5 protein-coding genes and 3 pseudogenes are annotated in these 5,385 nt (G+C 61.6%); all 8 read right to left on the bottom strand.

Features of this window, described 5'->3' with window-relative positions; translation table 11 throughout:
- On the bottom strand, positions 1-869 hold an 869-nt coding region (locus tag IRZ24_RS16310), incomplete at its 3' end, for an NAD(P)-dependent oxidoreductase (RefSeq protein WP_366914319.1).
- Positions 847-1,371 (bottom strand): PTS glucitol/sorbitol transporter subunit IIA, encoded by a 525-nt coding sequence (locus IRZ24_RS16315; protein WP_297166388.1) that lies wholly within the window; start codon positions 1,369-1,371, stop codon positions 847-849. The genes IRZ24_RS16315 and IRZ24_RS16310, both read right to left, overlap by 23 nt.
- Positions 1,372-1,533: 162 nt before the next feature.
- A pseudogene (locus IRZ24_RS16320) lies at positions 1,534-1,908 on the bottom strand (PTS sorbitol transporter); the annotation flags it as partial.
- Positions 1,909-2,143: 235 nt separating this feature from the next.
- Positions 2,144-2,659 (bottom strand): annotated as a pseudogene (locus IRZ24_RS16325) (PTS sorbitol transporter subunit IIB); the annotation flags it as partial.
- A gap of 149 nt (positions 2,660-2,808) precedes the next feature.
- Positions 2,809-3,312, bottom strand: a pseudogene (locus IRZ24_RS16330) (PTS glucitol/sorbitol transporter subunit IIC); the annotation flags it as partial.
- 166 nt (positions 3,313-3,478) lie between these two features.
- Positions 3,479-3,937 (bottom strand): transcriptional regulator GutM, encoded by a 459-nt coding sequence (locus IRZ24_RS16335; protein WP_297166399.1) that lies wholly within the window; start codon positions 3,935-3,937, stop codon positions 3,479-3,481.
- A gap of 63 nt (positions 3,938-4,000) precedes the next feature.
- A complete protein-coding gene (locus tag IRZ24_RS16340) occupies positions 4,001-4,306 on the bottom strand; it encodes a hypothetical protein (RefSeq protein WP_297166402.1) in 306 nt (101 codons plus the stop codon).
- A gap of 331 nt (positions 4,307-4,637) precedes the next feature.
- Positions 4,638-5,385 (bottom strand): 2-C-methyl-D-erythritol 4-phosphate cytidylyltransferase (gene ispD / locus IRZ24_RS16345; protein WP_297166405.1); only part of this gene is annotated, 748 nt, incomplete at its 5' end.

A 5,385-nucleotide genomic window follows, 5' to 3' on the forward strand; every position in this document is an offset into this window, starting at 1 on the left:
GTAATCACCAGAAAGACCCCCGGTGCCACACTCCCCAGCGCATAATCGACGACCCCACGCCGCCCAAGAATTCCTCCATCCTCGCGTGGACAAAAAATCCGCGCCAGCGTCTCCGGCGTCGCCTGCGGCCCATGCATCCCGCTGACATCCGGCACCAAGCCCGTCGCATTGGCCACCGCCGTCATCTCCACCATTGTCTTGGTCCCATCGACAAACGACGTCAGCATATGAGGACTCATGTGCCGGCTCCGCGCCTGCTCAGCCAACTGCTGCGGCGTCGCACTACGATCCAGCGGATTATTCTTCCCCTTACCAGCGGCCACAATCTCAAAGCCGAGCGAGCGCGCAAAATCATACAACTCCAGAATCGCCCCCGGCTCATCGCCCGCCGAGGTCGTATAGACCACGCCTGCCGCGTCGGCCATACGCTTCAGCAAATAGCCGATCGTGGCATCGGTCTCGACATTGAGCATAATGATATGGCGACGCGCCAGAATCGTCCGATAGGCCACAAGCGCCCCCACTGACGGCACACCCGTGGCCTCAACGACCGCATCCAACGAGGCAATATCAGGGATTAAGGTCGCACGCGCCGTCACCACCCGCTTACCGGCGCGCACCGCCTCATCGGCCTCACGGCTGCTGGCCCCCGGCGGCAAGAGCAGGACCTCCTCCTCACTATAGCCACAGCCCCGAAAGGCGGCGACAGCCCGCTCCGTCTCAATATCGGCAGCCGCCACCACCTCCATACCCTGCATTTGACTAACCTGAGCAATCAAACCAGCTCCCATCTGGCCAACTCCCACCAGACCTACACGGATCGGACGCCCCTCGCGTTGACGCGCCTCAAGTTCCGCAACCAGATTCATAGGTGTGGCAATCCTCCAGTCTGAGCAATTCCAGGATGGTTCCCACGGGGGGCAGATAAAGCAGGGCCGGCGTCACCGAGATGGTCCCTGGCAGCGCCGCCTCTGCCGCCCCATCGAAATGCACCACCAGATGACCCAGCTCGGCCAGATTAGCACTGGCCACCTCGCCGACCGCCGTCACGCGGTAGCTCAGGACGCGGCCCGTCTCCCTATCCGCACTGTCACCCTCGCCAGGCGGCTCCCGGAAACAGAGCCAGTCGCCCACCTCAATCGCCCCCTGCAAGGTCGCCCCCGTATGAACAAGCGAGACCTCGCGCAGCTCTGCCGGCGCTTGTGGACCAAAGAAAATCAAGATGCCATGCGGCAGGAATTCTGGCACCTGCGCCCCAATCTCCTGAATTACAGCCCGATACTTGAGCAGGCCCCGCGTTCCTGCTCCCATACCCGGACCCGCGCCCGTCACTCCCGCCCCAGCACAGTGATCGAAACGCAGCATGGACATCGCTGTCTGTCCTCCTCCCTCCAGCAGCCAGCGACTACAGCAGTCGCCCGCCTGACACAACAAAGCACCAGCGCGCCCCGTCTGCGCTGGCCGCCTGACGCAGACAGACCAGCGCAGAGCAAGACCGGGCCAAGCCCAGCAGCTCAGGCCAGCCCATCATCAGGACTCCTCAAGCAGCGTCACATCCTCGGGACGCACCCCCGAGACAAAGAGCTGCTCCGTAATGAACTTCATCAGCGGCCCCGAAGGCGAACTTGGCTTCACATCAATGGTCAGAATCTTCTTCATCGGATAGACCCCGATGCGCGCCGTCCCACCGCAGTCGATGACCACACAGGCAATCTGCTTCTCAGGAGCCGAGGAGCGGAAACCATCGAAGGCCCGCCCTCCGCTCAGCTCCGCAATGCGCTGCGCCACCGGGTGAATGCCTCCCCCAGTCACACAGTAAATCAAATCCTTGCCAGGCTCGGGCTTCACAATTAAGGGTCCGCCCCAGCCACCGCGTCCTCGCGTAATCTTGACAGCACGATAAGGCATCGTTGCACACTCCTTTCTCTCCTCAGCCGACCCGGCTCAGGCCAGGCCCCAGACCAGCCTGCCTCAGAGCTGCCAGCCTGTCCCGCGGTCATCTTCGACCTGGCCCAAGCCGCTGCTTAGCTCCAGCATCCCGCTAGAACGACAAGCGGATGATAGATAGGCAGCCTTGCAAGAACAGCCGATCGATCAGCTAGCGCTCAGTAACGTGCCAGCACCATCAGAAAGGACCGACTGCTCAATGACCGGCATACATACCGAAGCTCGCCAGATAAGCAATCACCACCGCCAGCGGCCCCGTGATCAGGCGCGACATCAGAACTGCCGGTACCCCGATCTCGGTGGTCTCAGGCTCGGCCTCGCCGAGGGCCAGCCCAACCGGGATAAAGTCACAACCGACCTGGGGATTGATGGCAAAGAGAGCCGGCAACGCATACTGCGGCGGAATATGACCGAGGCCTATCTCCACCCCCAGCAGCGTCCCAACTACCTGGGCAATCACAGCCCCAGGCCCCAGCAACGGCGACAGAATCGGAATCGCGCAGATCACCGACATCAGCAGCAGCCCGAAAATATTCGAGGCCAGCGGCGACAGAGTATGAGCAATAATGTTGCCGATCCCCGTGTAGAGGATGATGCCGATGATCATGCTGATAAAGGCCATGAAGGGCAGAATGTTGCGGATCACCTGATCGATAGTATCGCGGCCAGCCTGGTAAAGAATGCCGACGACATTGCCAACGGCTCGCCCAATGGCCTCTAGACCACGCGCCACAACTTGCATAACTATGCCTCCTCTCCGCCAGCGAGAGCCGCTCCGCCCGCTTCAACAGCAGAGGGCGCTCCGGCTGCCGATGTTGACTCCTCTCCCTGGCTCTGGCCCTCGGAGACCGAGCGGCGCGCCCACATGATGGCGGTGATGCGCTCCGTCACCAGCCCTCGGATAAAGATCACCAGCAGGCCGACCAGGAAATAGCGAATCGCCAGATCCCCTAGCCCCAGCCCGAGCTTGGTAATGCCCGCAGCAATACCAGCCCAGACAAAGATCTCACCCGGGTTGGCATGGGGAAAAAGGCCAAGAATGGGATGAACAAAGGACACCGCTGCATCATAGAAGGCCGGCTTCTGCTTCTCCGGCAGGAAGCGCCCCATCGTGTAGGCCATCGGGTTGGTCAAGAAGAAGACGGCCAGGAAGGGCAGGATCAAATAGCGCAGCAGCACGTTGCGACTACTGATCATGGCCACTTTGTCGATGCGCTCGGGGCCGATGAGGCGCACCAGAGCATTGACGGCGGTCATCAGCACGATCAGCAGGGGAATGATGCCCGTGACCAGGCCGACAAAAGTGGTGCCCCCTTTTTGGAACATGCCGATGAACCCCTCGGCAATACGGGCTGCGATCTCCATGAGATCACCTCCAGACAAAAGGACGTTAAGACAATCTTTTGTCCTTACTGGCTACCCCAATGGTAACCAGTCAGACAGACCACCCAGCGCCGTGAGCAAGCTCAGTGCGCAAAGGTCAGCACATCAGTGAGCGAGTCGCTGCGTAGAGTAGGTGACAAACCTCCTTTCAGGCCAACGGCTGCAACGAGGTCCGCGGGGGAAGCATGCTCTCCTGACTAGCTGCGCCCACCGTCTCCCTCGACTGCTGCTGGAACCTCTCGTGTAGCGTACCGGCGGCGATGTTGATCGCCTCAACGAGGCGCGGCGCCAGACCAGTTGTACTCAACTGTTGCGCCGAGAGCAGCTCGTCGAGAGGACGCCCCTCGAGCTGGGGCAGGGGACGAAGCCGTGCAAAGACCGTCCAGCCGCTGAGATATCGGGCCGCCAAAATGGTGCGCTGCTCGGGGTGGGCAACGAGCACCACATAGGTGCGCCCACGATAGCGCCCCCCGGCCATCGCCGTAGCACAGCGCCCAAGCCGGCGCAGACGGCTCACATCACGATAGAAGCGGCGCGCCTGCCCATAGGCCAGAGCTAGCTGGAGGCACCAGGCCACCAGAGCCGCGAGGGCCACTTGCTCGATCATATGAACCTCCTGATGTCATACTCAAACGCTATGGATACGGGCCTGCCTGGCTAGCAGTAGGCTCTACAGACAGACCTCGGCCAGCTCGCGGGAAAGCTCGATCGGTTTGTTGACCACGCGTCGGGGCAAGCTGGAGACAAAGAGCAGAGGATCAGCCTGCGCCTCATGCTTGAGGCGACGCGCGAGGGCAGTGGCACGCCAGGGGAGATCACGACAGTACTGGCGGAGTAAGACAGCCGCTGGCTTTTCAACAACGTGGGCGCAACGATGACAAACGATCCTTTTAATATAGAGCGAGGCATAAAAGACCGTGTGCACCGTCGGACGACCGCAATAGAGGCACTCCAGTTCAGTCTGGCAGGCTATCATAGCGAGCGACGCCCCCTCTCTCCTCGACGATCGATCAGCAATGGTGCGGCCCAGGCAGCTCCGCTGGTCAAAGTGCTTGCTTGTCTGCCCTGAGCAGACAGACAGACAGAGACGGCACCCCTGCCAGCTCAGCTCAGTCCGCTCGGCCAGGGCAGGGCCTGGCCACCATCACCCCTTGCCAGCAAGGCGAAGTATCAACGTTGCAGACAGAAAGTCTCTCTATCTATCTCAGCGAGAAATAAGGCCAATCCGGCCACTACCGGATCACCACCCTCAGACCAGGCGCACCCAGCGCTGGCAGCTCTCCCTGATCCGATCGGTCCAGACCTGGCTAGAGACCGAGATGGCGACAAAGCCGCTCGGCCTGGAGCAGGTCATACGCGGTGGTGATCTTCAGATTGCTCTGATCGCTTTCCACGACAGCCACCGGGTAGCCAAGGCGTTCCAGCGAGGCCGCCGTGTCGGTCCCCTCAAAACCATCCTGGCGCGCACGGTCGTAGGCCGCCAGCAACCAGGCGGCTCGGAAGGCTTGGGGCGTCTGCGCTCGCCAGGCACGCTGCCCCCCAAAGCGTCGGCAGATCGCCTGCTGCTCGTCCACTTCGACGATTAGCTCCTCCTCCTGCAGCGGCATGGCCAGAATAGCCCCACCGCAGGCGCGCGCCGTCTCTATCAGTTGCTGGATACGCTCGGGGAGCACAAAGGGACGGGCCCCATCATGGATCAGAATCAGGTCGATCTCGCCACTCTCGATGCGCGAACGCAGGGCCTCCAGCGCACATTGCTCGGAGGCGTGCCTCGTCGGACCACCCTGGACAATACGCCTGACTTTCTGACAGTGGGCCGCCTGTGTCAGCTTGGCAAGCTGCTCCTCTTCGCCAGCCGCCGCGACGAGCAGGATCTCGTCGATCACCGGACAGCGCTCAAAGGCTTCCAGCGTGTAGATGATGACCGGCTTGCCATGAATAGGCAGGAAGATTTTATTGATCGGCAGCCCCATACGCCTGCCCTGGCCCGCCGCCAGCACGATGGCCACAACGTGCTTCGCTGCACTCCGCTGGTCGAACACCGTTTCACCTTTG

The sequence above is a fragment of the Thermogemmatispora sp. genome, from assembly GCF_019683755.1.
GTDB lineage: Bacteria > Chloroflexota > Ktedonobacteria > Ktedonobacterales > Ktedonobacteraceae > Thermogemmatispora.